General features: G+C 72.2%; 18 protein-coding genes and 1 pseudogene. 13 read left to right on the top strand and 6 right to left on the bottom strand.

Going from position 1 to position 25548, the window contains the following annotated elements:
- Positions 1–29: 29 nt before the first annotated feature.
- Positions 30–422, top strand: a complete 393-nt coding sequence (locus J7F03_RS30845; protein WP_214955280.1) for a nuclear transport factor 2 family protein — start codon at positions 30–32, stop codon at positions 420–422.
- A 135-nt stretch (positions 423–557) separates the two neighbouring features.
- Here the strand turns inward: J7F03_RS30845 and J7F03_RS30840 are convergent, their stop codons facing one another.
- Positions 558–1727 carry a PP2C family protein-serine/threonine phosphatase gene (locus J7F03_RS30840; RefSeq protein WP_214955278.1) on the bottom strand — a complete coding sequence of 390 codons (1170 nt, stop codon included), beginning with the start codon at positions 1725–1727 and terminating at the stop codon, positions 558–560.
- A 144-nt stretch (positions 1728–1871) separates the two neighbouring features.
- On the opposite strand from J7F03_RS30840, the pseudogene J7F03_RS30835 reads away from it, so the two are divergent.
- From J7F03_RS30835 to J7F03_RS30810, 6 genes and pseudogenes are all read left to right on the top strand, one after another.
- Positions 1872–2806, top strand: a pseudogene (locus tag J7F03_RS30835) (cyclase family protein).
- Positions 2807–2930: 124 nt separating this feature from the next.
- Positions 2931–5702, top strand: coding sequence for a SpoIIE family protein phosphatase (locus J7F03_RS30830; RefSeq protein ID WP_214955277.1), 2772 nt, complete (start codon positions 2931–2933; stop codon positions 5700–5702).
- A gap of 95 nt (positions 5703–5797) precedes the next feature.
- Positions 5798–7363 carry a sugar ABC transporter ATP-binding protein gene (locus J7F03_RS30825; protein ID WP_214955276.1) on the top strand — a complete coding sequence of 522 codons (1566 nt, stop codon included), beginning with the start codon at positions 5798–5800 and terminating at the stop codon, positions 7361–7363.
- Positions 7360–8418 carry an ABC transporter permease gene (locus J7F03_RS30820; RefSeq protein ID WP_214955275.1) on the top strand — a complete coding sequence of 353 codons (1059 nt, stop codon included), beginning with the start codon at positions 7360–7362 and terminating at the stop codon, positions 8416–8418. The genes J7F03_RS30825 and J7F03_RS30820 overlap by 4 nt, the downstream gene beginning before the upstream one ends.
- Positions 8419–8449: 31 nt before the next feature.
- Positions 8450–9598 (top strand): substrate-binding domain-containing protein, encoded by a 1149-nt coding sequence (locus tag J7F03_RS30815; RefSeq protein WP_214955274.1) that lies wholly within the window; start codon positions 8450–8452, stop codon positions 9596–9598.
- 78 nt (positions 9599–9676) lie between these two features.
- Positions 9677–10321: a dihydrofolate reductase family protein gene (locus tag J7F03_RS30810; RefSeq protein WP_214955273.1), complete on the top strand. Its 645-nt coding sequence runs from the start codon at positions 9677–9679 to the stop codon at positions 10319–10321.
- Positions 10322–10406: 85 nt separating this feature from the next.
- On the opposite strand, the gene J7F03_RS30805 is transcribed toward J7F03_RS30810, so the two are convergent.
- The 4 genes from J7F03_RS30805 to J7F03_RS30790 all read right to left on the bottom strand — a co-directional run bounded on the left by J7F03_RS30805 (position 10407) and on the right by J7F03_RS30790 (position 15690).
- Entirely contained in the window at positions 10407–12479 is a 2073-nt protein-coding gene (locus J7F03_RS30805; protein ID WP_214955272.1) for a SpoIIE family protein phosphatase, read from the bottom strand.
- Positions 12480–12705: 226 nt separating this feature from the next.
- On the bottom strand, positions 12706–13545 hold the full coding sequence (locus J7F03_RS30800) for an ABC transporter ATP-binding protein (protein ID WP_214955270.1): 840 nt from the start codon (positions 13543–13545) through the stop codon (positions 12706–12708).
- A 1-nt stretch (position 13546) separates the two neighbouring features.
- Entirely contained in the window at positions 13547–14629 is a 1083-nt protein-coding gene (locus tag J7F03_RS30795) for an iron chelate uptake ABC transporter family permease subunit (RefSeq protein WP_214955268.1), read from the bottom strand.
- Positions 14626–15690 carry an iron ABC transporter permease gene (locus J7F03_RS30790; RefSeq protein ID WP_308380021.1) on the bottom strand — a complete coding sequence of 355 codons (1065 nt, stop codon included), beginning with the start codon at positions 15688–15690 and terminating at the stop codon, positions 14626–14628. The genes J7F03_RS30795 and J7F03_RS30790 overlap by 4 nt, the downstream gene beginning before the upstream one ends.
- A 144-nt stretch (positions 15691–15834) precedes the next feature.
- Here J7F03_RS30790 and J7F03_RS30785 point away from each other — a divergent pair, with 144 nt between their 5' ends.
- On the top strand, positions 15835–16851 hold the full coding sequence (locus J7F03_RS30785; protein WP_214955265.1) for an ABC transporter substrate-binding protein: 1017 nt from the start codon (positions 15835–15837) through the stop codon (positions 16849–16851).
- Between the two features lie 104 nt (positions 16852–16955).
- Here the strand turns inward: J7F03_RS30785 and J7F03_RS30780 are convergent, their stop codons facing one another.
- The gene (locus J7F03_RS30780; RefSeq protein ID WP_214955263.1) at positions 16956–17825 is read right to left on the bottom strand and encodes a (2Fe-2S)-binding protein; all 870 of its coding nucleotides are present in this window, start codon (positions 17823–17825) and stop codon (positions 16956–16958) included.
- Between the two features lie 246 nt (positions 17826–18071).
- Between J7F03_RS30780 and J7F03_RS30775 the strand changes: the two genes are divergently transcribed.
- From J7F03_RS30775 to J7F03_RS30755, 5 genes are read left to right on the top strand one after another with little or no spacing between them, the layout of a single operon-like run.
- Positions 18072–19268, top strand: coding sequence for an acetyl-CoA carboxylase biotin carboxylase subunit family protein (locus J7F03_RS30775; RefSeq protein ID WP_214955261.1), 1197 nt, complete (start codon positions 18072–18074; stop codon positions 19266–19268).
- On the top strand, positions 19265–21058 hold the full coding sequence (locus tag J7F03_RS30770) for an IucA/IucC family protein (RefSeq protein ID WP_214955259.1): 1794 nt from the start codon (positions 19265–19267) through the stop codon (positions 21056–21058). Before J7F03_RS30775 ends, J7F03_RS30770 begins: the two co-directional genes overlap by 4 nt.
- Positions 21055–22338, top strand: a complete 1284-nt coding sequence (locus J7F03_RS30765; protein WP_214955257.1) for an MFS transporter — start codon at positions 21055–21057, stop codon at positions 22336–22338. Before J7F03_RS30770 ends, J7F03_RS30765 begins: the two co-directional genes overlap by 4 nt.
- On the top strand, positions 22338–24173 hold the full coding sequence (locus tag J7F03_RS30760; RefSeq protein ID WP_214955255.1) for an IucA/IucC family siderophore biosynthesis protein: 1836 nt from the start codon (positions 22338–22340) through the stop codon (positions 24171–24173). Before J7F03_RS30765 ends, J7F03_RS30760 begins: the two co-directional genes overlap by 1 nt.
- Positions 24170–25387: a type III PLP-dependent enzyme gene (locus J7F03_RS30755; protein WP_214955253.1), complete on the top strand. Its 1218-nt coding sequence runs from the start codon at positions 24170–24172 to the stop codon at positions 25385–25387. The genes J7F03_RS30760 and J7F03_RS30755 overlap by 4 nt, the downstream gene beginning before the upstream one ends.
- Positions 25388–25548: the final 161 nt, after the last annotated feature.

Here is a 25548-nt window from a genome sequence, read left to right as displayed (position 1 = left end):
ACCTTCGTAAGGAGGCCATGGAGGCACTGATGACCGATCATCCGAACATCGCCGTGTTCCACCGCACCATGACCGCATTCTCGGCGGGCGACATGGACGCGTTGGCCGAGGTCTTCCATCCTGACGTGGTGTGGCACGTCGGGGGCAGGAATCGCCTGGCGGGCGACTACCGAGGGCGTGACGACACGTTCGCCCTGTTCGGCCGCGAGTTCCAGCTAACGGGTGGCACCTACCGCCCGGAGCTCCACGACGTCCTCGCCAACGATGACCACACGGTCGCCCTGCTCCACGTCACGGCGTCACGCGAGGGCAGGAGGCTCGACCTGGACCATGCCCTCGTCCTCCACATCGACGACGGCCGGATCACCGAGGGCTGGGTGGTGACGACCGACCCGGCGGCGTACGACGAGTTCTGGTCGTAGCGGTTCGGTCAGCCATGACGGCAGCGCAGGCACAGGTCTCCCCGATGGTCACAGAGTGTCGCAACTCCATGATCACGGAACCTGTGCCCGTCCCGTCTGCCGGGCGGCCCCGCCCGCCGCCTGTCCGCGCTACCTCTAAGTCATCGGTACGTCCGAATCCGGCGGACCGGCGTCTTCGCTCCGGTCGACGAGGATGATCGCCACGTCGTCCCCCAGGCGGCCCTCGGTGTGGTGGAGCAATGCCTGGCGCAGGCCCTCCAGGAACGCCCGCCGGGTGTGGTCGCGCATGGTCGCCATGGCCTCGGGCAGGTCGAAGAAGGTGCTGTCCCGGTCGCGGGCCTCGATGACGCCGTCGGTGTGAAACAGCAGCCGGTCCCCCGGTGCGAACGGATACCTGTCCGTCCGCCCGGGAGGGCCGCTGATGAATTCCTCGAGACCCAGCGGGGGCAGCGGGGCGGTGGGCGTCAAGGACCGGACCGTGCCCTCGTGCAGCAGCAGCGGCGGCGGATGGCCCCGGTTGATCACCTCGACGTCGTGACTGTCCGGGATCTGGGCCACGACCGCGGTGACGAATCCCTCCAGGAGGTCGTCGTCGACGCCGGGCCGGCCCGCGCGTGCGACGACGGCGTCCCGCCGCAGGGCCTCCGCGCAGTGGTTGACGACCTCCACGAGGTCGTCCTCGTAGTGCACGGCCTCCCGGAACGCGCCCAGAACGACCGCGGCGGCCCGTACGGCGGGCAGTCCCTTGCCCCGGACGTCCCCGATGATGATCCGGACGCCGTACCGGGTCTGGACCGCGTCGTACAGATCGCCGCCGATCTGCGCGCCCGTCTCTGCCGCCAGGTACATGCTGGCCGCCCGTACGGGGCCCAGCCGGGCCGGCACGGGCCGCAACAGGACCTCCTGGGCGGCCGTGGCGATTCGGCGGACCTGGTTGAGCTCGCTCTCCCGGCGCGTGCGCGCGGCGCGGCTCGTCATGAAGCTCGCGAGCGAGACCAGGAACAGGGCGAGGAAGTTCGTGTAGACCTGCTGGCCACCCCAGGCCTGGTTGTGGGTGGCCGTGGTCACGCTGACGCCTACGGCCACTCCGGCCGCCGCGAGGGTGCCCTTGGGGCCCATCGTCACCGCCGCCAGAGCCGGTGTCGCCACGAGCAGGGGGCCGGTGTACACGACGTGCGCGGGCGTGAGCTCGACAAGCAGCACGAGCAGGGCGATCACGAAGGGCACGCACTCCGCGACGGCGAAAAGGACCTGGTGGTGGCCGCCGGCTCCCGGTCCCGGGGGCGAGCGCAAGGGCGCTCTCATGAGTACAGCCTGCCCCGCCCGGACGCGGGGCCGCCACTCCGGTGCACCGATCCCGCAGGTGTCCGGCCGCCGCCGGAAGCGGGTATGGATGCGCAAACGGCGGTCCGCCCCCGCCGCCCTCCGAGTCTGGAGCGCCGCATACCCATGAGCACCGACCCCGCGAAGGTTCCCCCGGTCTCCCGTCGGGAATTCGACGCCCTCTTCGCCTCGGTCCGTACGTGGGGCCGCTGGACCCCGGCCGACCGGGGTGCCTGGAACCGGGTCACCCCGGACCATGTGCGACGAGCCGCCACCCTGGTCCGGGACGGTACGGCGGTGTCCCTGGGGCTGCCCTGGAACACCCGGCCCGGCCCCGACAACACCAAACCCGCCTTGCACTACATGTCCGACCTCGGCGATGTGGAGCCCCCGGAACCGGCCACCCACAAGGACTTCCTCGCCGTCGACTACCACGGCAAGGCGGTCAGCCACCTCGACGCGCTGTCACACATCGCCTACCGAGGGCTGCTCTACGGGGGCCACCCGGCGCGCGAGGTCATCGGTGCCGGCGGCGCCCGCTTCGGCTCGGTGGCGGCGCTGGGCCCGCTCGTCACCAAGGGCGTGCTCCTCGACCTGCCCGTCGTCCTCGGGGCCGACTGGCTGGAGCCCGGCACGCGGTCCGCGCCCGTGACGTCATCGACGCCGAGCGGGCGCTCGGCGTCGGGATCGACGACGGATGTGCGGTGCTGCTGCGCTCCGGCCGGTTCCGGCGCCGCCGCGAACTGGGCCCGTGGGACGTCGACGCGGCGAGCGCGGGCTTCCACGTGGACGCGGTGCCGCTGCTGGCCGAGCGTGGGATCAGTCTGCTCGGCGCGGACGGGGACAGCGACGTCCGGCCCTCCCCGGTCGAGGGCCTCCACTCCCCCGTCCACGCCCTCGCCGTCGCGGCGATGGGGGTGCCCCTGCTGGACAATCTGGACCTGGAGGAGCTTTCCGCCGCGTGCGCCGAAGCGGGACGTTACGAGTTCATGATCGTCGTGACGCCCCTCAACGTCCCCGGCGGGACGGGATCGCCGGTCAATCCGGTCGCTCTCCTGTGAAGCGGCAAATAGCCAGGAATATACTCAAAACGCACTGATTCCACTTTCATCGCACGGCACCGCACGGACCAGACCGATCGTCCCGGTACGGCCGAGGATTCACCGGCAAGGGGAAGTGATGCAGATGGGGGTCACGGGAGAGCAGATCGGCCCCGCACGCTCCCGTGAGCGATTCCTGGTGGGCGAGTCGGTCGAGAGCGGGGTGCGGAGTCCGATCTTGAACTCGTGGCTGCGCTGCCGGCTGCTGGAACTGTCACCGGACCAGACCGAGCTGCCCTACCGGGACGACTTCGATCCGGACAGCCGGCTCGTACGTGCGGCCGGACCCGTCCTCGACCAGCTGCAGTCCCGGTTCTCCGGCAGCAAGATGAACATCTCGGTCGCCGACGCGAACGGCACCGTGCTGCAACGCCGGTTCGGTGAGCCCGCCCTGGCCCGGGCGCTGCCCGCCATCCAGACCGTGCCCGGATTCGTCTTCGCCGAGCGGTTCGCGGGGACCAACGGCATCGGCCTCGCGCTGGCCGAACGCCGCCCCATCCAGGTCTACGGCGCCGAACACTTCGCCGAACGCGCCCAGGCGAGCGCCTGCTGCGCCGTCCCCATCCACGACCAGCTCAGCGGCCGCATCGTCGGCGTTCTCTGCTTCGGGTACCCGCACGCCTACGAGCGCCCGGCCCTCGCCGTCCTGGCCCGCCGGGCGGCGGAGACGATCGAGCGGCGGCTGACGGAGCAGAGCTCGGCGCGCGAGCGCGGGCTGCTGCGGACGTACCTCGATGCCGAGCGGCGGGCCCGGACGGGCGGGGCGGGCGGGACGGCCCAGGACGGGCACCACATCGGGCCGACCGTCCCGGCCGGATCGGCCGAGCTGGACGAACTGGCCGATCTCGAGCTGGACCCGCATGATCAGTCGATCCTCAAGGACAAGGCGACCGAGCTCATCTCGGCGTTCCGGCGGGCCGCCGTCGAAGTGGCCCTCCCCCACGGCAGGGAGGCCACCTTGCTGAGCCGTCCGGTCACCAGCCGCTCCGGGGTGGCGGGCATGGTCGTCGAGGCAGTGCTCAGCAGCGATACGGCGCCGGTCCATCACGTCTCCGTCTCGCCCCGCGCCGGACCGTCCCCTGAAGGACAGCCGCCCACCGAGCCCCGGCCCGGCACCGCCGAACCCCGCCCCGGCACGGTCCGCGGGCTGGTGCTGGTGGGCGAGCCGGAAGTCGGGAAGTACGCCATCGAGGCGCGGCGGCGCCTGGAGCTGCTCGCCGAGGCCAGCACCCGGATCGGCACCACCCTGGACGTGAGCCGCACCGCCTGGGAGCTCGCCGAGATGGCGGTGCCGAGGCTGGCCGACTACGTCACCGTCGATCTGCCCGCGGCCGTCCTGCGCGGCGACGAGCCCATCGATCCCGGGAACGACCTGCAGCGTACGGTGGTCCACGGCATCCGCGACGACTGCCCCTTCTACCCGTCCGGACAGCCGGTGCAGTTCCACCCCGGGACCCCTCTGTTGCGCTGTCTGACCAGTGGGCACGCGGTCCTGGAACCGGATCTGAAGTCCGCGCCCGGCTGGATCGCCCAGAGCCCCGAGCGCGCCCGGCGGGTCTTCGCGTACGGGGTGCACTCCCTCATCGCCGTCCCGCTGCTCGCCCGCGGGGTCCTGCTGGGCATCGCGAGCTTCTACCGCTCGCAGGATCCCGCCCCCTTCGGGGACGACGACAGCCGGCTGGCCCAGGAACTCGCGGCCCGCGCCGCCCTCTGCATCGACAACGCCCGTCGCTACACGCGGGAGCACACCCTGGCCCTGGCACTGCAGCGCAGCCTGCTCCCGCGCGGCATGCCCGAGCAGGGCGCCGTCGAGGTCGCCCACCGCTATCTGCCCGCCGAATCCGGAGTGGGCGGCGACTGGTTCGACGTCATCCCCTTGTCCGGTACCCGGGTCGCCCTCCTCGTGGGCGATGTCGTCGGCCACGGGCTGCACGCCGCCGCCACGATGGGGCGGCTGCGGACCGCCGCACGCAACTTCGCCGAACTGGAACTCTCCCCCGACGAGCTCCTCACCCACCTGGACAACCTCCTGGTGCGCCTGGACCGGGAGGAGGGGGACGACGACGCCACGGGCAGCAACGGCATCGTCGGCGCCACCTGTCTGTACGCCATCTACGACCCCACCTCGCGCCAGTGCACCATGGCCAGGGCCGGCCATCTCCCGCCGGCCGTGGTCCATCCCGACGGCACCGTGAGCTTCCCCGACCTGCCCGCCGGGCCCCCGCTGGGCCTGGGCGGTCTGCCCTTCGAGACGGCCGAGATCGAGCTCCCCCGGGACAGCACGCTCATCCTCTACACCGACGGGCTCGTCGAGGACCGCCACCGCGACATCGACGTCGCCCTCGACCAGCTGCGGCACGCCCTGGCCCACGCCGACCGGAGCCCCGAGGACACCTGTCAGGCGGTCATGGACGCCATGGCGCCCGAGCACCCCTCCGACGACATCGCCCTGCTCGTCGCCCGCACCCACACCGTGCCCACCGACCGGATCGCCACATGGGACCTGCCGGCCGATCCCTCGCGGGTCTCCGACATCCGCGCCGCCGCCACCCGCCAGTTGGCCCACTGGGGCCTGGAAGAGCACGCGTTCGCCGCCGAGCTGCTGCTCAGCGAGCTGGTCACCAACGCCATCCGCTACGGCACCGAGCCGATCCAGGTGCGCCTGGTCCACGACCGCACCCTGATCTGCGAGGTCTCCGACGGCAGCAGCACCGCCCCGCACATGCGACGTGCGACCAACACGGACGAGGGCGGGCGCGGCCTGTTCCTCGTCGCGCAGCTCGCCCAGTCGTGGGGCACCCGCTACACCCCCCGGGGCAAGGTCATCTGGGCCGAATGCGCCCTGGACGCGGCGTAACCCCGTCATGCACAGGATTGCCCCTTGACTCCCAGTAGCATCCCCCTGTCCCACCCTCCGAAGAGGGGGATCCGAGGTCGGCCCCGGAGACGTCCGTGCATGACGCCCATGACACTTCCGACACCCGGGCGAGCCGCCCGCCCCGGCGCCCCGGCGCGGAGCCGCTCGTGCGGATCCGCGGTCTCGGCAAGCGGTTCGGCGGCACCGTCGCACTGGACGCGGTCAGCCTCGACCTCCACCGCGGCAGCGTGCTCGCCCTCCTCGGCCCCAACGGCGCCGGGAAGTCCACGCTCATCAAAGTGCTCGCCGGGGTCCACCACGCCGACGAGGGCGAGGTGACGGTGGCCGGGCACCCGCTCGGGTCCGAATCCGCCTCCGGGAAGATGTCCTTCATCCACCAGGACCTCGGCCTGGTCGAGTGGATGACGGTCGCCGAGAACATCGCCCTGGGAACGGGCTACCCGCGCCGCCACGGCCTGATCTCCTGGCGGCGGACCCGGGAGCGCTGCACCGAGGCCCTGCGGATCGTCGCCGGACACCTGGACGCCGACGCCCGCGTCGCGGATCTCGCGCCGGCCGAGCGTTCCCTGGTGGCCATCGCCCGGGCCCTCGCGCGCCGGGCGGAGCTCTTCGTCCTCGACGAGCCGACCGCCACGCTCCCCGCCGCGGACTGCGCCCGGCTCTTCGACGTCCTGCACACCCTGCGCGACCGGGGGCACGGCATCCTCTACGTCACCCACCGGCTCGACGAGGTGTACCGGGTCGCCGACACGTTCGCCGTCCTGCGCGACGGCCGCCTGGTCAGCGCGGGGCCGCTCGAAGGGTACGGCCCCGGCCGTCTGGTCCGTGACATCACGGGCGGCGTACCGGCAGGGCGCGGGCCGGCCGCCGCCCTGCCCGCCGGCCGTCCTCCCGTACTGAGGCTCGACGCCGTGACGACGCGGCGTACCGCGCCCGTCAGCCTGGACCTGGCGCCCGGGGAGATCCTCGGCATGGTGGGGCTGACCGGCGCCGGCCACATGCACCTGGGCCGCGCCCTCGCCGGCGCGCTGCCGCTGCTCGGCGGGCAAGTACTGCTCGACGGCCGCGCCTACCGCCCGCGCACCGTCGCCGCCGCCCTCGGCCGGGGAGTCGGTTTCGTGGCCGCCAACCGCCAGGAAGAGGGCTGCGCCCCCGATCTGACGGTCCGGGAGAACTTCCTGGCGAACCCCCGGGCGGCCGGTGTGCCGGCGTGGCGCTGGCTCGGTCCCCGGCGTGAGCGGCGCGAGGCCGCCGCCCTGATCGAACGGTTCTCGGTGCGCCCCCGCGACAGCGAGGTGCCCCTCGCCACCCTGTCCGGCGGCCATCAGCAGAAGGTCGTCCTCGGCCGGGTGCTCCGCGGGCGGCTGCGGCTGCTGATCCTCGAAGAGCCGACCGCGAGCGTGGACGTCGGCGCCAAGGCGGCGATCCACCGGTTGCTCGACGACGCGGCCGCCGAGGGCCTGGCGGTCCTGCTGGTGTCCACCGACTTCGAGGAGGTCGCGGACCTCTGCCACCGCGCGCTGGTCTTCGTACGAGGGTCGGTGGCGGCCGAGCCGGCGGGTGCCGCGCTGACGCCTGCCGAACTCACCCGCGCCGCCTCGGCCATGCCCGCGATCACCGGAAGCACGACGGCGCCGTGACCCCCTGGTCCCCGCGCGGGCACATCATCGGGAACTACGGCCTGCTGGCCCTGACCGCCCTGCTCTTCCTGGTCTTCTCCATCGCCCTTCCGGACACCTTCCCCACCCGGGACAACGTGTCCTCGATCCTGTCCAACCAGTCGGTCCCCGCCCTCCTCGCACTCGGTGCGACGATCCCCATCGCCACCGGCAAGTTCGACCTGTCCATCGGCTACGGGCTGGGCCTGGCGCACGTCCTGGTGATGCACCTCATCGTCGACGCGGGGATGCCCTGGCCGCTCGCCTGCCTCGCCGTCGTCCTCGGCGGGGCGCTGGTCGGCGCCCTGAACGGCGTCGTGGTCGAGTTCGCCCGGATCGACTCCTTCATCGCCACGCTCGGCACCGGCAGCATCATGTACGCCCTCACCGGATGGCTCACCGACGGCAGCAGGATCGTGCCCGGCCCGGACGGCCTGCCGGCAGCCTTCACCGCCCTCTACGACGCCCGGTTCCTCGGTCTGCCGGTGCCCGCCTTCTATGTCCTCGCCGCCGTCGTCATCCTCTGGGTGGTGCTGGAACGCCTGCCGTTCGGCCGGTACCTGTACGTCGTCGGCTCCAACCCCCTCGCCGCCGGCATCATCGGCATCCCCACCCGCAGGTACTCCGTCTACGCCTTCGCCGGATCGGGCCTGGTCGTGGGCATCGCGGGGGTCCTGCTCGCCGCGCAGCAGCAGATCGGCAACCCGAGTGTCGGCCTGGACTATCTGCTGCCCGCCTTCGTCGGCGCGCTGCTCGGCTCCACCACGATCAAGCCCGGCCGCGCCAACGCGCTCGGAACCCTCGTGGCCGTCAGCGTGATCGCCGTCGGGCTCGCCGGAATCGGCCAGCTCGGCGCCCAGTTCTGGGCCACCCCGCTGTTCAACGGCGGCACGCTGCTGATGGCGGTCGGCCTGGCCGGCTACGCGGCCAGGCGGCGGCTGCGCACGCGGGCCACGACTGACCGGCACCTGCCCGACCTGCCCGACCCGCCGGACCCGCCCGGGGCGTCGGCGTCGCGGGCGGCCGAAGCCCCGTAGACCCCCCAGCGCACCCCCGGTCAGGAGCACCATGTACCCGAACCGCAACTGCGTCCTCGCGGCCGCGGCCCTCTGGGCGGCCGCCTCCACCCTCGTCACGGGCTGCGGAGGGGGTCCGTCGCAGACCTCTGCCGCGGTCACGCCCTCGGCCGCCGGCTGCCCGGCCGTACTCGCGCGAGCGAAGGAGGCCGTAGAACGGGCCGAGCGCACGGACCTCTCCTGGAACGGCCCCACGACCGGCTCCGCGGCGGTCCCCGGCAAGACCATCGTCTACGTCGCCCAGACCATGACCAACCCCGGGGTCGCCGGGGTCGCCAAGGGCGTCCGGGAAGCCGCGGCGGCCATCGGCTGGCAGGTCCGGGTGATCGACGGAGAGGGAACCCCGGCGGGTATCCAGGCCGCGCTCAGCCAGGCGGTCACACTCAAGCCCTCGGGCATCGTGATCGGCGGCTTCGATCCCCAGCTCACGGCGCAGCAGACGGCGCGGGCAGAAGCCGCGGGCATCGCGCTGATCGGCTGGCACGCGGTCGGCTCCCCCGGCCCGAGTACGAGTCCCCGGCTCTTCACCAACATCACCACGAAGGTGGAGGAGGTGGCGGGGATCAGCGCGGACTGGGTCATCGCCCGGTCCGGCGCGGACGCCGGGGTCGTCGTCTTCACCGACGACTCCATCCCCTTCGCCCGCAACAAGTCCGAGCTGATCAAAAGGCAGTTGGGCACGTGCCCCGGGGTGAGGCTGCTGACGACCGAGAACATCCCCATCCCGGACGCGAGCCAGCGCACCCCGCAGCAGGTCTCCTCCCTGGTCTCCCGCTTCCGGGACCGGTGGACCCACTCCATCGCGATCAACGACCTCTACTTCGCCGACGCCGCCCCGGCGCTGCGTGCCGCCGGGCGCCCCGGTGAGGGGCCGCCCTTCAACATCGGCGCGGGCGACGGCGATCCTTCCGCCTTCCAGCGGATCGAAAGCCGGCGGTTCCAGGCCGCCACCGTCCCCGAACCCCTGGCCCAGCAGGGCTGGCAGATCATCGACGAGTTCAACCGCGCCTTCGCCGGCCGCCCTGCCAGCGGCTACGTCGCACCCGTGCACGTGGTGACGGCCGAGAACAGCGGCGGGGCCACGTCCTGGGACCCGCGCGGCTACCGAGAGGCGTACCAGAAGATCTGGCGCGGGGAGTGATCCGCACCGCACCGATGAGTTTTCGCGGCCCGGGCAGTCTCACCGTCATCGACAACGCAGAAACGTAGGAGGAAACACGTGGATCAGCTGCTGAGAGTCCAGAACTTCGGCGTCTCGCGTGACGGATTCGGTGCCGGTGAGCACCAGAGCCTCGAGAGACCGTTCGGTGATGCCGACCCCGGGGACATGTTCGCCTGGGCCGGCGCCACGGCGAGCTGGCCCATGCGCACCGACCCCGGCGGGAGTCGAGGCCTCGACGACTACTTCACGCGGGACTACGCACGCAACATCGGCGCGGAGATCATGGGCCGCAACAAATTCGGACCCCAGCGCGGGCCCTGGCACGACCACGACTGGCGCGGCTGGTGGGGTGACGAGCCCCCGTTTCACACCCCGGTGTTCGTCATGACCCACCACGAGCGTCCTTCGTTCACGCTTTCCGACACCACGTTCCACTTCGTCGACGGCGACCCGGCCACGGTCCTCGAACGGGCGCGGGACGCGGCGCGGGGCAAGGACGTCCGCCTCGGTGGCGGGGCGACCACCATCCGGGAGTTCCTCGACGCCGGCCTCGTCGACACCATGCACGTGGCGGTCTCGCAGGTGCAGCTCGGATCCGGGGTACGGCTCTGGGAGTCACCCGATGAACTGCTCGACCGGTTCCACCTCGAGGTCGTGCCCAGCCCGAGCGGGGTGACGCACCACCTGTTCTGGCGAAGGTGACAGGAGGGCCCGCCTGACGCTCGTCCTCGTCCAGCCCCCGGATCGTCGGTCCCGGAGTGATCCGACTACCTCGAAGATCATTTCGTCAGGAGTTCCGAGGGGCTCGGTGGACGCGGGCGAGGACGAGAACCGTGTCGTCGGCCGGCGGGGCGGACAGCAGATTCGCGAGGATGCGGTCCGCTGCTTCTTCCAACGGACCTGGATCTCTGACCAGTTCGGCGCGCAATGCTTCCAGCCCGGCCTCGATGTCCCGGTCGCGTGCCTCGATGAGGCCGTCGGTGTAAAGGGCGAGGGTCGCGTTCTCGGGCAGTTCGATCTCAGTCGTCCGGAAAGGGCAGCCGCCTACACCGAGGGGGACTCCCAGGACCTCGTCGATGGTTTCCACCGTCCCGTCCGGCCGGAGCACCAAGGGCGGGGGGTGGCCCGCGCTGGCGATGCGGGCGCGTCCGCTCATCGGGTCATAGACGATGTACAGGCACGTCGCCAGCTCGATGTCGGCCTCCTGGGCGCACGCGTCGAGCTCGGTGAGCAGGTCGGCAGGCTCGCTGTCGTGCCTGGCCAGGGCCTTGGTGGTGATGCGAAGGCGACCCATGGCCGCGGCAGCCGACACCCCGTGCCCCATCACGTCGCCCACCACGAGAGCGACCCGGCCGCCGGGCAGGTTGATCACGTCGTACCAGTCGCCGCCGACCTCGGTGATCCGGCTGCCGGGCACGTACCGGTGGGTCACATCCACGTACGGGCTGGTCGCCAACGCGCTGGGCAGCAAAGCCCGCTGCAGTGTGAGCGCGATGTCCTGGACACGGCTGTACAGGCGTGCGTTGTCCAGACAGATCGCAGCACGTGAGGCGAGCTCACCGGCAAGGCTGACATCGTCCCGCGTGAAGGCCGGCCGGCCCGCGGACCGGCCGAACATGGCGATTCCCTGGACCGTGCCCCTGGCGATGAGCGGGGCGACGAGGAGGCAGGCCAACCCACTCTCGGCCAGGAGCCGTGCGCGTGACTCGATGAGGACGGTCCTGGCCAGGAACTCCTCGTTCACCACGGCGGAGATGGCACGACCGGATCGCAGCATGTCGTGGATGACGGAGCCGGGCGGATACCGCACCGTCTCCACCCCGCTCACGAGTTCGATGGCCGGAGGGGGCAGGATCGTCCCGGAGGCGATCCGGCGGGTGATCAGCGGCCGCCCCGGGTCGAAGACCTCTGTCTCGTCCATCCACTCCACGACTTCGACGACGGCACCGTCGCAGAAGTCCGGCATCGACGCGTCGACCAGCTCCTGGGCCGTGAGGTTCACGTCCAGGGTGGTCCCGATGCGAGTGGAGGCCCCGTCCAGCAGAGCCAGCCTTCGACGGCTGGCGGTGGCTTCCAGGATGGCCTGTTCCCGGTCCGTCACGTCCACCATCAGCCCTCCGACCCCGGGGCGCGAGCCGACCGCCCGGCTCAGTGGGAAGAAGCTCACGGACCGCACTTGGTCACGGTCCGGATGTCCGCGCGGGCGCATGCCCACCAACGTCCCCACGACCGGCGCACCGCCCAGGGCGACCGCGCGGAGCATGCGCTGATACTCACCGCCGTCGGACATGATCATGACTTCGTCCATGTGCCGCCCGAGGTGCGACTCGATCGGAAGTCCGTCCATGTCGGCGAGCGCCTGGTTGAGGTGGACGTACCGGAGGTCGGGGTCGAGCATGACCAGACCGATGGGGCAGGTCTCGAAGAGGGCGTCGAGGAAGGCGAGGTTCGTCTTGACCCGATCAAGCTCGTCGCTGCGGCTCGCCAGGACCATCACGACCGAAGGTCCTCCGGCTCCGGTCACGGAAAAGACCCGGAAGCCGCAGTCGAAGACCGTGCCGTCACGATGCCGTGCCGGCAGGCGGCCCCTCCAGTACCCGAGGGTCCGGCCTCGCTCAGTCAGCCGGGCGCACGCATCGGAGTAGCCCTGGGGCCCGTCGGCGAAGAGCACGGCGCCGGGCTTCGACAGGACGGCTGTGGAGTCGTACCCGAAGAGGTCCCTCGCGCCAGGCCCCCAGTAACAGACGTGGTCGCGGTCGCCGATGCCGAAGACGGCCACGGGCACGTGCTCCAGCAACGTACCCGGCTCGGACCAGAACGGGCCGTGAGTCTTCTCGCCCCCCGGCCGAGCCGATGGCACGAGACGTCCCCTTCCACCCGCCGTTCTGTCCATCCATTATGCGGACACCTTGGGCGTCGCGCGGCGGGAGCCCCGGCGCGGCCGTCCTCGACGGGACTCGGGAAAGGCGCCTGACCTGCGATTTCATCGGTCAGGCGCCATGACGGACACGGCGTACTGAAGGCTCGCCGCCGCTCTTGGCCGGCAGCCTGACCTCGGCGCCCCTCACCGGGACCTCCTCGGGGTGTCAGGCGATTTCGGTGCGGCGGCCGCCCATCGGGATGACCAGGGGGGTGCCGGCAACCGGGCATTCGATGACTGCCGCCTGGAGTCCGAAGACCTCGTGGACCAGGTCCGGGGTGACGATCTCGGACGGTGGGCCGGCGGCGATCACGCGGCCGTCTCGCATGGCGATGAGGTGGCCCGCGTAGCGGCAGGCGAGGTTGAGCTCGTGCAGGACCATGACCACGGTGCGGCCCTCGGTGCGGTTGAGGTCCGCGACGAGTTCGAGGACGTCGACCTGGTGGGCGAGGTCGAGGTAGGTCGTCGGCTCGTCCAGGAGCAGGGCCGGCGTGTGCTGGGCCAGGGCCATCGCGATCCACACGCGCTGGCGCTGGCCGCCGGACAGTTCGTCGATGGACCGGGTGGCCAGTTCCGCCGAGCCCGTCGCCGCGAGGGCGGCGTCCACCGCGGCCTCGTCGGAGGAGGACCACTGGCGCCACCACCGCTGGTGCGGGGTGCGGCCGCGGGCCACGAGGTCGCGTACGGAGATCCCGTCCGGTGCGCTGGGGGTCTGCGGGAGCAGGGCGAGCCGCAGGGCGAACTCCCGTGCGGACAGGCTCGCGATGTCCTCGCCGTCCAGGTGGACGGCGCCGCCGGCCGGCTTGAGCAGTCGGGCCAGGGCCCGCAGGGCGGTGGACTTTCCGCAGGCGTTGGGGCCGACGAGCGCGGTCACCTTCCCGGCCGGAATGGTGAGGTCGAGGTCCTCGGAGACGATCCGGTCGCCGTAACCCAGCTTCAGGCCGGTCGCGTGGATGGCGGTGGGCGAGAGGCCGGTGGTCCGGGTCTCGGTCAGCGGGGCGGTCATGTCAGCCTCCCTTTCCGGCCCGGTTGGTACGGGCGAGGAGTAGCAGCAGGTACGGGGCGCCGACGGCGCCGGTGAGCACGCCGACGGGCAGTTCGGTCGGGGCGAGGACGAGCCGCGCGCCCAGGTCGGCGAGGATGAGCAGCACCGCTCCGGTCAGGGCGCTGGTGACCAGCGGGATGCCGGCGGTGCCGGTGAGTCGCCGCGCGATCTGCGGGGCGCCCAGGGCGATGAAGGCGATCGGCCCGGCCGCCGACGTCGCCAGCGCGGTGAGGCAGGTGGCGAGGACCAGCAGCGCGATCCGCGCGTGCTTCAGCGGGATGCCGAGGCTGCGCGCCGTGTCGTCGTCGTACTGGAGCAGCTGGTACGGGCGGGCGAGCGTCAGGGTCAGCGGCAGGAGCACCGCGAGCGCGAGCCCGGCCCACTGGACGTGCTCGTAGCCGCGCCCGTTGAGGCTGCCGGTCAGCCACACCATGGCGCGGGACGCCTGGTCGATGTCGGCGCGGGCCAGCATCCAGCGGGTCAGCGCGACCAGGGCGCCGTTCGCGGCGAGCCCGACGAGGACGAAGCGGTAGCCGGTGATGGTGCCGTCCCGGTACGCCAGGAGGTAGATGGCCACCGAGGTGAGCAGGGCCCCCGCGAGGGCCCCGAACGGAACGGCCGCGAAGGTGCCGGCGCCGGCGGCGGTGACGCCGCCGATGAGGATGGCGCTCACCGCGCCGGCCCCGGAGCCGGCCGCGATGCCGATCAGGTCCGGGCTGGCGAGCGGGTTGCGGGTGACGGCCTGGAACACGGCGCCGGCCAGGCCGAACGCGGCTCCGACCAGGAGGGCGGTCAGTGCGCGCGGCAGGCGGAGCTGGTGGACGATCAGGTCGGCGGCGCCGGAGCCGGTGCCCAGCACCGCGCCCAGTACCTCGCCGACCGGGATCGCGAACGTGCCCAGGGAGACGGAGGCGATCAGGCCCGCGAAGCCGGCCAGGACGAGGGCGAGCACGATGAGTGCGACGCGGGGTCGTACGGCCACACCGACGGGTCCGGCCTCGATCCTCAGCAGGCGCACGGTCTTCTGACGGCTCATCGTGCTCATCGGGTGTGCTCCTTGAGCTTGCCGCGCTTGACCAGGAAGGCGAGGAACGGCGCGCCGAGCAGTGCGGTCACCACGCCTGCCTCCAGTTCGCCGGGCCGGGCGACCATGCGGCCGACCACGTCGGCGGCGAGCATCAGGGAGGCCCCGCCCAGCGCGGAGCACGGCACCAGCCAGCGGGCGTCGGGTCCGGTGAAGGCCCGTACGACGTGCGGGACGACCAGGCCGATGAAGGTCACGGGGCCGGCCGCGGCGACGGCCGCGCCGGTCAGCAGGACCACCGCCAGCGCGCCCAGGGCGCGGGTGGACTTGACCGGGGTGCCGAGTGAGCTGGCCACGTCGTCGCCGAGGGCGAGGGCGTTGAGCCGGCCGCTCAGCCCGAGGGCGAGGGCGAGTCCGACCACGACGAACGGGAGCAGTTCCATGCCCAGTTGCGCGTCCCGGCCGGCCAGTGAGCCCACCGCCCAGAACCGGTACTGGTCCAGGGTGCGTACGTCGAGGAGGACCAGGGTGTTGGTGCCGGCGTCGAGCAGTACGGTCACGGCAGCGCCGGCCAGGGCGAGTTTGGCGGGGGTGGCGCCGCCGTAGCCGGTGCCGCCGACGGCGTAGGCGATGAGCCCGGCCAGCGCGCCGCCGAGGAAGGCGAACCAGATGTACTGGTAGGAACTGGTCAGCCCCAGCATGCCAATGCTCGCGGCGACCGCGAACGAGCCGCCCGCGCTGATGCCGATCAGACCGGGGTCGCCGAGCGGGTTGCGGGTGATGTCCTGGGCCACCGCTCCCGCGGCGCCGAGCGCCAGGCCGACAAGCAGCCCCAGGAAGGTCCGGGGCATGCGCAGTTCGCGGACCACCACGGCGTCGCCGGCGTCACTGCCCGCTATCGCGGCCAGGACGTCGGAGAGGGGCACGGCCTTGGTTCCGATCGCCAGGGAGGCGCAGACCATGGCGACCACACAGGCGAGCAGCGCCGTGAGCACCAAGGTCCGGGAGAGAACTCGTCGGGGTGGCGGGACGGTTGGGGCGGGGACCGCGATGGCGTCGGCGGTGACGGGCTTAAGAGACACTCACATAAGGTAAGGGATGCCTAACCGAATCCGACCGCCACCCCCCGTCTGGATTTGGCCACGGAGAGCGGCTACTCTTCACCACGCGCTTACTCAGGCAAGGCTTACCTAAGAACACATGTTCCCTCTGGAGAACCGAGACCGATGAACACCTTCACTCAGCGTCGCCGGCCGGGCCGGATCGCCGCTGCCGTTCTCACGGCAGCCCTGGCCCTCTCTCTGGCCGCCTGCGGTGGCGCCGGCGACGACAAGAAGCCGGCCGCCGAGTCATCGAAGGCAGGTGCCGCCGAGTCGCCCGGCTTCCCGCGCACCATCACCCACGACAAGGGCACCACCGAGATCAAGGCCAAGCCCAAGCGCGTCGTGGCGCTGGACAACAGCCTGGTGGAGGCGGTCGTCGCCCTCGACGCGCCGCTGGTCGGCGGTATCGGGTCGTACCGTGACCAGAAGGGCTTCCCTCCCTACCTCGGTGACGCGGTGAAGGAGACGAAGGATGTCGGCCCGCTCGACAACCCCAACCTGGAGGCGATCGCGGCCCTCAAGCCCGACCTCATCGTCTCCGCGACGGTCCGTCACGCCGACTTCTACGACCGGCTGAGCCAGATCGCGCCGACCGTGTTCGTCAAGACCACCGGCCCGATCTGGAAGGAGAACGTCACCTTCCTCGGCCAGGCGCTGGGTCAGGAGGACAAGGCCTCCGCCAAGCTGACGGCGTACCAGACCCGTGCCAAGAAGATCGGTGACGCGATCAACGCCAAGGGCGGTGGCGCCAACGGCAAGCCCACCTTCTCGGTCGTCCGCTTCGTCGACGGTCCGACGCGCATCTACCTGCCCAAGACCTTCAGCGGCATCATCCTGAACGACATGGGCCTGACGCGGCCGGAGAACCAGCGTGACGAGGTGAAGTTCAACATCGAGATCAGCGAGGAGCAGATCCAGCAGGCCGATGCGGACCACATCTTCATGACCTCCTTCTCGGGCGGTGAGGAGCGCAAGAAGAAGTTCCTCGCCAACCCGCTGTGGCAGCGCCTGAACGCGGTCCAGAAGAACCAGGTCCACGAGGTCGACGACGCCATCTGGATGACCTCGGTCTCCCTCCAGGGCGCGGACGTGGTCCTCGACGACCTGGCGAAGGCCTTCCAGGTGGACCCCGCCAAGTAGGCGGCGCGCCCCACCAGCCCAAAGGGTCGGCCCCGGCCCGCGTACCTCGGTACGCGGGCCGGGGCCGACCCTTTGGTGTGTACGGGCGAGGGTGCGAGGCCCGCTCAGCCTTCGCCCTCGATCCGGCGCAGCCGTTCCGCGTCGCAGGTCCGGGGGCAGGTCGCGCAGGACCGGGCCGCGTCCAGGGTGTAGTACATGCAGCAGCCGAGCCGGGTGCGGGTCGGGTGCAGCTGCCCGGAGCGGTCCGCGAGCCGCCTGAAGTCGGCACCGCCGGGGAAGGGCGCGATGGCGGTCGGGAGCAGCTCGGTCGCCTCCCGCACCGCACGGTCCTCCTGGCCGAGTACGCGCCCGAGGTGCCAGATGCCGGAGACGAGGTCGTCGGCGACCATGCCCCACAGGGCCCGGTCCCGGCGTCGGACCCGCGGACCGATCGCGGCCAGCAGTGGCCGTACGTGATCGGCGACGGCCGCACGCAACTCGGCGCGCAGGGCCTCCTCGTCGGACACCGTCCGGGCCCCCGGCAAGTGCGCCGCCGAGTCGCCGGGCAGGCATGCGAATCCGGCCCCCGCAACGATCTCGAACGCGCCCGTCGAGAGGTCTACACGCACTTCGCGCGGTCGGATGCGCGGTACGCGCCGCTCCAGGTACCAGGCGCCGCTCATCAGCAGGCTGACGGACCAGAGGTAGTCGTGGAGCGCGCGCGACGCGGCGACGTCGGGACGCGGATCGTGCCCGTGCCCCGCCCGGATGCGTGCGGCCTCGGCGGCGACGAAGGCGTCCAGGGCGTCCTGGTCCCCGGCCGGTCGGGCGAGTTCCGCGCCGTTGACCCAGTGCCCGGGCTGCGCGATGCCGGTGGCCACCCGAACGTCCAGCGCCTCGCAGACGGCCGCGAGGCGACCGTAGGTCCGCGCGAGCGTGGCGGCGGCGGACGGGGCCGGCCGTACGGGCGACGCGATGCGCGGGACCGTGGTCATCGGTTCTCGATCATGTGCGGCACGAAAACTCCGGTTACGGAAGAGTAGGTAAGCCTTACCTTAACCCAATGCTTTATGATCATGCCAGCACGCCACACCCCGCGCCTCGAACCCGAGTTGAGACTAAGGGTTGGCTAACCTAAGCTGACTCGTGCTGGCGGATGAGGGAATCCGTCGGCACCGAGGCGTGCCGGAAAACAGTCAGCCCGCTCCCCCACAGCTCAGGATTCGGAAGGGGCTCAACCCATGCGGTTGTACCTGCTCGCACTCAACCCCACAGACTCGGTCACCGAGGGGTTCCTCCCGGCCGCGGCCCGACTCGGCCTCGACGTCACCGTCCTCACCGACCAGCCCGCGGCCCACCTCCGCACGGCGCCGGACGCCGAGGTCCTGGAGTGCGACGTACGCGACTTCCGCGCGGTCATCAGCCGGATATCCACCCACCACACGCCCGACGCCGTGTTCACCAACAGCGATCACCTCCAGACCCAAACGGCCCTGGCCGCGGACTACTTCGGCCTCCCCGCCAAGGACTGGCGGACGGCGCTGCGCGTCAAGGACAAAGCCCAGATGCGCCGCCACCTGACCGCGAGCGGACTCGACGCGGTGTGGTCGACGGAGCTGGCCGCCGGTCAGGACCCGGCCGGCCTCACCGCCCTCGACGTGCCCTACCCGTGCGTGGTCAAGCCCCGGGAGGGCGTGGCCAGCGAGGACGTGGTGCTGGTCGACGGTCCCGAGGAACTCGTACTGCGCTGCAAGGAGATACAGTCCCGCCGGCCGCGGGTGGCCCTGGTCGTCGAGGAGTACCTGGCCGGCGAACTGTGCAGCCTGGAGACCCTCGGCGACGGCCGGGTCCGCCACGTGCTGGGCGGCTTCCGCACCCGACTGTCCGCACCCCCGCACTTCATCGAGGAGCGCTCCACCTTCGTCAGCGCCCACCCCGAACACGTCGTCGAGCAGATCCTCGCCCAGCTCGACGCCCTCGGCGTCGGATTCGGCATCTGCCACACGGAGTTCGTCGTGAAGGACGGCCGGGCCCGCATCATCGAGGTCAACTACCGGGCCATCGGGGACCAGATCGACCTGATGCTCGCGCGGCTGCTGGACATCCCGCTGTTCGAGCACGTCCTGCGCACCCACCTGGGCGAGCCGCTGCCCGCCGACCTCGGTGCCCGCACGGACGGCGTCGCCCTCGTCGACTACCCGTGCGCCCAGAGCGCCGGCGCGCTCACGGCGGCGCCCGGGCCCGCCGATCTCGTCGTCGAGGGAGTCGAGCTGACGTACCGGCCGCTGCGCGCCGTGGCGGAGCGGCACGAGCTGTACCACACCAACCGCGACTTCATCGGAGTGCTGCGCGCGCTCGGCCGCGACACGGACCACGAGACCGTCGAACGCGTCGCCGCCGACTACCTCGCGGCCCAGCGCTGGGAGATCACCCCGTGAGCACGACCGTCTCGGCCGCCACGGCCATCGCCACCGACTGCGGCACCACCGAAGCGGAACTCCTGCTCCGCGTTCTCGGCGCGCTCCTGCGCGAGGACGTGGCCGGTCTGCGCACCCGCACCACGCCCGTCGACCGTGCGGACGGGCGCTGGCTGCGGCTGCCGGCCGGCGACGGCGACGCCCTGCTCCTCCCGGTCGTCGAGGACGGCTACCAGAGCGAGTACGCCGCCCGGCTGCCGCAGCTCACCCGGGAGTCCGACGGCCGCGAGCTGACCACGCACGACGAGGTCCTCGACGCCCTGAGCGCGCTCGCCGACCCCGCCGACCGGGGCGGCTTCGACGCCTTCTCCGAGGAGTGCCGCCAGACCCTCGCGACCATGCGCCTGCACGGCCGCACCCGCGACGAGGTCGCCGCCACCCTGGCCGCCGAGCACGGCGCCGACCCCGCCCACTGGACCGGTATCGCGGGCGGGCTCGCCCACGACACGCTCGCCGCGCGCCTCGATCACCCCGTGTACCCCACCGCGCGCGGTCGATCCGGCCTCGACGAGGACCAACTGCGGTCCTACGCGCCCGAGTTCCACCCGCGCTTCGCGCTGCGCTGGATCGCCGTGCCGCACCGGGACCTCACCGTGGCCGGCGGCCCGGCCGCGCTGCCCGCCGCCTGGCCCACCCCGGCCGCGCTCGGCCTGCCCGAGCTCGACCACAGCCACCTCGCCCTTCCCGTACACCCGCTCACGGTCGGCGCACCGCTGCGCGAGGCCCTGCGCGCCGCGGGCCTGGCCGACCGGGCCGTCCTCGCCGAGCGCCCGTACCTGGACGTCGTCCCCACGCTGTCCATGCGTACGGTCGCCGTCACGGGCGACCCCACCCTGCACATCAAGGTCCCGATGGCCACCGCCACCCTGGGACTGCGCAACCGCCGCATCATCAGGCCCGGCTTCCTCGCCGACGGGGTCGCGGGCCAGCGCCTGCTGGAAACCGTCATCGCACGCGAACCGCGCTTCCAGGGCGTGATCCTGCACGCCGACGAGACCGTCCACGCCCACGCCGGACACGAGCTCCTCGCCGCGCTCTGCCGCCGCTACCCGGCCGGCCTCGAAGACGCCGTCGTCACCCCGCTCGCCGCACTGCTCGCCGAAGCCCCCGGCGGGCGGCTGCTGATCGACCACCTCGCCGACCGGTTCTACGGCGGCGACCCGATCGCCCTGCTGGACGCCTACCTGCGGCTGCTCCTCGACTGGCAGACGACCCTGTTCGGCTACGGCATCGCCCTCGAGTCGCACCAGCAGAACATCTCCCTCGTCCTCGACCACGGTCCGGCCGGTGCCACCCGCATGCGACTGCTACTCAAGGACGACGACAGCCCGCGCGTCAACGCGGCCCGCGTACGCGCGACGCTCGGCGCCGACGCCCCGCTCGGCTTCGACGACGCCCGCGTCCTGTGCGACGACGACCGACCGCTCACCGACATGTTCACCACGATCACCCTGCACCTGTGCGCCGGTTCGTACGCCTTCGGGCTGGCCCGGCACGGCCGCGCCGAGGCCGGGACCCTGCTGGACCTCGTACGCGACCGGCTCGCCGAGGCGGTCGGACGGCTCGGCACCGGACCGGGAGAGCCGGGCGCCACGCTGCGCGCCCACGTCCTGGACGCCCCGCAGCTGCCGATCAAGGCGATGGTCAGCGCCGGAACCCTGCTCAGCAAGGAACGCTCGGGCGCCGCCGACATCAACAAGCACTACACCACCGGCCCCAACTACCTGCTGCGCGCGGAGGGTCCGCAGTGAGCGCGAGCGCACCAACCGACCGGCGCGGGGCGTACTCCGCGGCCGGCCCCGGGCCGCGCCCGGCCCTCGGCCGCAGACAGGTGCACGCCGTCGCCGGCTGCTACTTCGTGGCCTCCTTCGCCGCGCTCGGCCTGCCGCCCTTCCTCACCGAGATCCTCCCGGAACTCGGCGACCGCGACGCGAGCTGGGCCGGCGTGCTCTACATCGTCCCGACCGTCTTCGCGGCCGTCGGCGCCCCCCTGTGGGGGCGGATCGCCGACCGGTTCGGCCGCAAACGACTGCTGCTGCGCGCCCAGTTGGGTCTGGCGGTGTCCTTCCTGCTGGCCGGCTGGGCCGACTCGATCGCCGCCTTCACCGTGGCCCTGGCGCTCCAGGGCATCCTCGGCGGTACCTTCGCCGCCTCCAACGGCTACCTGGGCGCCGCTCTGGAGGGCCCGCAGCTGTCCAAGGCCCTCACCCTGATGCAGGGCGCTGCCCGCGCTGCCCTGGTCTTCGCTCCGATCGCGGTGGGCAGCCTCTCGCCCTGGCTGTCACCGCACCGCCAGTACGCCCTGCTGGCCGTCCTGCCGCTGACGGCCGCGCTGCTGATCGCAGCGCTGCCGGAATCCCGTGGCGTCCGGACGAAACCCGAGGAGCGGCCGGCGGCCGACGACACCCCGGTAGCCGGGAAGCAGGACGAAGGCCCCCGCACCGAGCGCATGACCTCCCTGCACGGCCTGTACGCACTGGAGTTCGCGTTCGTCTTCTCCACGGTCATCTCCTTCCCGTACTTGATCTCCCTCATCGAGGAGCGGATCCCCGGCACCTCCGCGGCGGTCTCCGGCGTCCTCTTCGCCCTGCCCCACCTGTGCTATCTCGCAGCGGCGATGTGGGTGCACTCGGCCTTCCACCGGTGTCCCCGCCTCGGTGTCGCGCTCGGCTTCGCCTGCATAGCCATCGGCCTGGCCGGGCACGGACTGGCCCATTCGCTCGCCACTTTGGTCGCCGTACGCCTGCTGCTCGGCGCGGGCCTCACCCTCGGCCTCGTCTGCCTCGCCGTGATGGCCTCCGACTGCGCCAAGGGCCGGGCCCCGGGCGGGCTGTTCGGCTCGATCGAGTTCTTCTCCAAAGCCGGCGCCGTCGTCGCCGGCCTGGCCGCGGCCGCGGGCAACAGCCTGTACGGGCCGACCGCGCCCGTGCTCACCGGCACCGCCGTGGCAGTGGTCACCGTCTGCGTGACCGCCCTTCCGGCCCTGAACCTTCGTTCCCCCCGCTCTCTCCGCACACGCTGGAGCCGTTGATGTCTCTGACCGATGCAATCGGTACCGCTTCCGCCGCCACCCGCGCCGCCGTCGCCCCCTCCACCGCACCGGCCGGGCTGCCCACGGCCGACGAAGCGGTCGCCCACACCCTCCTGAACTGCCTGCTGCGCGAGCTGTCCGGACCGGAACACCAGACCGCCGTGGCGGACGGCCACCTGCTGCTGTGGCTGCCCCGCCGCGGGGTACTGCTGCGCGCCGCCCTGCGGCGTACGTCGCTGCTGGGTGCGCACCGGTTCACCGGACCGGTGCGGGAGCGGCAGGACGGCGGATGGGCCGAGATCGACTGGCGCCGCCTCGCCGAGTACGTCCACGACGAGCTGACCCTGCGGACCGACGTGCGCAACGGGGAGTTCCTGGAGCAGATCGCCTCCAGCCATCAGGCGGTGTCGGCCGCGCTCGCCCTTCGCGCCGACCGGCCGGCCACGGACACCGTCGTCGGGGACGGCGACGGGCTCGCCGCCTACGTGGAATCCGAGCAGTCCCTCGTCTTCGGCCACCGCTTCCACCCCACCCCCAAGGCCCGTACCGGCGACACCGCTTCCTGGCTCGCGTACGCGCCCGAGACCGGCGCCTCCTTCCCACTGCGCCACCTCGCCGTCCGCGAGCACCTGATCGCGCAGGAGACCTCCGCCGAGGGTTCGGCGCAGGCCCTCGACCGGCTCCGCGCCGATGTGCCCGAGGGCTACCGGCTGCTGCCCGTGCACCCGTGGCAGTACGAGATGCTGAGCCACCACCCGCAGCTGCGCGCGGCATTGGACCGCGGCGACATCCTGGACCTGGGCGTCGGCGGCAAGCCGTTCGCCGCCACCGCCTCGGTGCGCACGCTGTACGACGGCAACACCTTCCTGAAGTTCAGCCTCAACATCCGCATCACCAACTGCCTGCGAAAGAACGCGAGTTACGAACTCTCCGGCGCGGTCGCCCTGACCCGCCTGCTGGCCCCGGTCCTCGCGGACCTGGAGAGCCGCTTCCCGGGCACCGCCATGCTCCGCGAGCCCGCCTACCGCAGCATCGCCCTGCCCGGCCCCGACGGCACCCCGGACCGCTCCCTCCTCGAGGGCTTCGGCGTGATCCTCCGGGAGGGCCTGCTCGCCCGGCTCATGCCCGGCACCACTCCCCTGCTCGCCGCCGCCGTCGCCGACGAGTACCCCACCGGCCCGGGACACATCTCCCACCTGCTGGCAGACGCCTCCGCGCAGAGGGCACTCGACTGGTGGACGGCGTACCTCAAGCTGCTCGTCCCGCCGGTCATGGCCGCGTACTTCGACCACGGACTCGTACTCGAGCCGCACCTGCAGAACGTCGTCGTCTGCGTCGACGAGGAGGGCATGCCGGCCCAGGTCCTCTTCCGCGACCTGGAGGGCACCAAGCTGGTCCCCGAGCAGCACGCGGACCTTCTCGCCGCCCTGCCGCAGGAGGTCGCGGCCCCGATGACGTACGACGCCGAGCGCGGCTGGGACCGGGTCGTGTACTGCCTGCTGGTCAACCACATCGCCGAGATGCTCGCCGCCCTCGCGGACCTGCACCCGCACTCGGAAGCAGCCCTGTGGGCCCAGGTCCGCGCCACCCTGCAGGCGTACGCCGACCTGGGCGGCTGCCCGCCGCGGCTGGCCGCCCTCCTCGCCGGGGTGCCGCTGCCCGCCAAGGCCAACCTGCTCACCCGCTGGGAGCGCAAGGCCGACCGGGACGCCGGCTACGTCCGGCTCGCCTCCCCGTTCGCCGAGGACGTGCTGTCCCAGGCACTGCGGAACCAGACCGACGACCGCCACGACCACGACCTCGAACACGCACGAGACACACGGAGCGCCCGATGACCACCCCGACCCCCGCGGTGCGCGACCGCCTGCTCGCCCTCGACAGCGCCGAACTGCCCTCCTACCTGTACGACTTGAGCGCCCTGCGCGAGCACGCCGCCACCGTGCGGGCCGCCCTCCCGGAACGGGTCGAGCTGTACTACGCGGCCAAGGCCAACCCGGAGGCCGAGATCCTGGCCGCCCTCGGCCCTTACGTCGACGGCTACGAGGTCTCCTCCGGCGGAGAACTCGCCCACGTGGCCAAGGCCGCGCCGGGCCGCCCGCTGGCCTTCAGCGGGCCCGGCAAGACGCCCGCGGAACTCACCACCGCCCTCGAACTGGGCGTGGAGCGCTTCCACGTGGAGAGCCTGCATGAACTGCACGTACTGGCCGCCCTCGCCGCCCGCACCACCCCCGGCCGCGGGCCCCTCCCCGGGATCCTGCTCCGCTTCAACCTCCCCCTGGCCGCCGCCTCCCTCGAAGGCAGCTCGCTGGCCATGGGAGGCCGTCCGACGCCCTTCGGACTCGACCCGGCCGACGCCGACACGGCCGTCCGCCTGCTCACCGACGGCACCTACCCGCAGCTCCGGCTGCTGGGCGTGCACGCCCACCTGGCCAGCGGCCTCGACGCCCCGGAGCAGCTCGCGGTCGCCGAATCGGTCGTCGCCTGGGCCGCCGACCTCGCCGCCCGGCACCGGATCCGGCTCACCGAGGTCAACGTGGGCGGCGGCATGAGCGTCGACTACGCGGCCCCGGAGCGCCGCTTCGACTGGACGGCGTACGGCGCGGGCCTCGGCCGCCTCGCGGACGCGCACCCGGACCTCACCCTGCGGATCGAGCCGGGGCGCGCCGTGAGCGCGTACTGCGGCTGGTACGCCACCGAGGTGCTGGACGTGAAGCACAGCCACGGCGAGGAGTTCGCCGTGGTCCGCGGCGGCACCCACCACATGCGGACCCCGGCGACCAAGGGACACGACCAGCCCTGCACCGTGATTCCCGTGAGCGAGTGGCCCCACCCCTGGCCCAGGCCGTCCGCTGCCGCCGCCACCGGACGGGTCACCCTCACCGGCCAGCTCTGCACCCCGAAGGACCTGCTGTCCCGGAACGTGCCGGCCCCCGGTCTGCGGGCCGGAGACCGTGTGGCCTTCGGGCTCGCGGGCGCCTATGCCTGGAACATCTCGCACCACGACTTCCTGATGCACCCGCGGCCCGGGTTCCACTTCCTCACCCCGTAGCCGACAGCGTGAAGACCCGGCATCGGCGCCGACCGCCTCCAGGCTGAACGGCTTCCACGCCGACGCCGGACGCCGCCCGTCCCTTCCCCCGGCAGCGGGGAAGCGACGGGCGCCCTTACGTCGGGTGGCGGCGCTCACGCGGCCGCCCGAGGCGGCTGATC

The sequence above is a fragment of the Streptomyces sp. ISL-43 genome, from assembly GCF_018614195.1.
Classification (GTDB): domain Bacteria; phylum Actinomycetota; class Actinomycetes; order Streptomycetales; family Streptomycetaceae; genus Streptomyces.
The sequence above is the reverse complement of the archived record's forward strand: the minus strand, read 5'-3'. Positions and strand labels throughout refer to the sequence as shown.

Coding starts and splice junctions, on each gene's coding strand:
- J7F03_RS30845 (WP_214955280.1), top strand. CDS start 30: ATGACCGATCATCCGAACATCGCCGTGTTCCACCGCACCATGACCGCA.
- J7F03_RS30840 (WP_214955278.1), bottom strand. CDS start 1,727: ATGAGAGCGCCCTTGCGCTCGCCCCCGGGACCGGGAGCCGGCGGCCAC.
- J7F03_RS30830 (WP_214955277.1), top strand. CDS start 2,931: ATGGGGGTCACGGGAGAGCAGATCGGCCCCGCACGCTCCCGTGAGCGA.
- J7F03_RS30815 (WP_214955274.1), top strand. CDS start 8,450: ATGTACCCGAACCGCAACTGCGTCCTCGCGGCCGCGGCCCTCTGGGCG.
- J7F03_RS30800 (WP_214955270.1), bottom strand. CDS start 13,545: ATGACCGCCCCGCTGACCGAGACCCGGACCACCGGCCTCTCGCCCACC.
- J7F03_RS30795 (WP_214955268.1), bottom strand. CDS start 14,629: ATGAGCACGATGAGCCGTCAGAAGACCGTGCGCCTGCTGAGGATCGAG.
- J7F03_RS30785 (WP_214955265.1), top strand. CDS start 15,835: ATGAACACCTTCACTCAGCGTCGCCGGCCGGGCCGGATCGCCGCTGCC.
- J7F03_RS30780 (WP_214955263.1), bottom strand. CDS start 17,825: ATGACCACGGTCCCGCGCATCGCGTCGCCCGTACGGCCGGCCCCGTCC.
- J7F03_RS30775 (WP_214955261.1), top strand. CDS start 18,072: ATGCGGTTGTACCTGCTCGCACTCAACCCCACAGACTCGGTCACCGAG.
- J7F03_RS30760 (WP_214955255.1), top strand. CDS start 22,338: ATGTCTCTGACCGATGCAATCGGTACCGCTTCCGCCGCCACCCGCGCC.
- J7F03_RS30755 (WP_214955253.1), top strand. CDS start 24,170: ATGACCACCCCGACCCCCGCGGTGCGCGACCGCCTGCTCGCCCTCGAC.